At 44.0% G+C, this 525-nt stretch carries 1 protein-coding gene; it reads right to left on the bottom strand.

What is annotated here, in order from left to right:
- Nucleotides 1-36: 36 nt before the first annotated feature.
- Nucleotides 37-525 (bottom strand): transcriptional activator NhaR (nhaR, locus tag R8N49_RS30205; protein WP_318190829.1); only part of this gene is annotated, 489 nt, incomplete at its 5' end.

The following is a 525-nucleotide window of genomic DNA, read 5'->3' as shown; positions in this document are numbered from 1 at the left end:
CGATAGTAATCTATTTATTTGAGCAACGATACGGGTTTACTCAAACATTTGACTGAAATCAGCATCACATACGTTTTTTACCGCTGGATGCTGAATCATTCGCTCGGCGAAAATAACGTAATACTCTTCTTTCAAATCCTCAACATGACCGATCAACTGCAAGCTGCGGTCATCTTCGATTTCTGACATGTAAACCGTCGGCGCCAAAAAGATCACATCATCACGGTATCTCGCAAAGGCTTTCATCAACGCGACATCATCAAACTCTCCCAAGACATCAGGTTGTAATCCTTGGCGATCAAACCATTGAATGACTTTTCGCCCCATCGCCGTTCGACTTGCTGGGATCAACAGCTTTTTCTTTTCCAAAATTTCAGGGAACTTGACGTCTGGAATGTCAGAAGATGCAAAGAAACTCATGCTACTCTCGCCAAGCTTCTTACTATAAAGGCCTGGGCTTTGCGTCGAGTCCACCGGGCAATCAGAAAGAATCATATCCAACTTGTGCTGCGATAGCCGTTCTAA

Source organism: Vibrio sp. 1978 (assembly GCF_033344345.1).
Note: the sequence above shows the minus strand (reverse complement) of the source record. Positions and strands in the feature narration are given on the sequence as shown.